The 910-nt window shown below is 62.6% G+C and carries 1 protein-coding gene and 1 pseudogene; one reads left to right on the forward strand and one right to left on the reverse strand.

The annotated features are described in order from the left end of the window. Positions 1-301, forward strand: a pseudogene (locus HX846_RS25610) (ABC transporter permease); the annotation flags it as partial. Between the two features lie 30 nt (positions 302-331). On the opposite strand, the gene HX846_RS25615 reads toward HX846_RS25610, so the two are convergent. Further along, the coding region (locus HX846_RS25615) for a DUF1989 domain-containing protein (protein WP_178966336.1) at positions 332-910 on the reverse strand (579 nt) is incomplete at its 5' end.

Genomic DNA, 910 nt, shown 5'->3' on the forward strand with positions numbered 1-910 from the left:
GCTGGCGTGCGCGGTGGCGGGGGTCCTGCTCAGTTCGACGGTGAGCGCCTACGTGCCGCTGTCGGGCAATGCGTTCCTGCTGAATGCGATTGGTGCGGTGTTTATCGGCACCACATTGAACCGCCAGGGCCGGGCGAATATTCCGGGCACATTGCTGGGGGTGCTGTTCATCAACGTCATCGCCAATGGCTTGCTGTTGATCGGCTGGAACTTCTACTGGCAGCAGGTGGCAACCGGCGTGCTGATTTTTATCGTGCTGGCCTTCAGTTTTGTCAGCCGCAGTATTGCGCAGAACACCTGAGGCGCGGCGCCCCAGGTGCGGGCCTGCCCTTTACTTTTCCCAGTCGGCCTTGGCAATCAACAGGCCATGGTTGCCGTTATAGGCGGCGCGCTCGGGTTGTTTCCAGCCCTCCAGCAGCGCGTCGTCGAGGCGGTAGATTTCCACCCCCAGCGGACGGCAGACCTTCAACGGGTCTTCCGCATCCGGGCCCCACATCGGCAGCGACAGGTCGCCACCGGGGCAGGTGGAGAGGGCACACAGCAGGTCGATTTCGGCGAAGAACTCCAGATAGTCGCCCTGCTTGGCCGGGCAGGCTTTCATGAAGTACATGTCGTCGTGATTGAGGCCGGTGCACTGGAAAATGTTCAGCACGTCGTGCACGTCGAACTCGGTCAGGCCATGGGGCAGCACGGCGCGGGTCAGGTTGGAGTGGCAGTGGTGGTGGAAGTCTTCGCCCGTGAGCATCTTGTTCACGTAAGGGTCGCAGCGCGTGCCCAGCAAGTCGTGCAGGCGCCCGCCGTGTTCGTCGATGCCATAGTCGGCCAGGCTGTCGTCGGTGATGGTGACCATCGGCCGCAAAAACGGCAGGTTCGACCACAGGCGGTCGTAGGTGGTGACGTGCGCGCCTTG

Origin of the sequence: Pseudomonas sp. K5002, assembly GCF_013386655.1 — a bacterium.
GTDB lineage: Bacteria > Pseudomonadota > Gammaproteobacteria > Pseudomonadales > Pseudomonadaceae > Aquipseudomonas.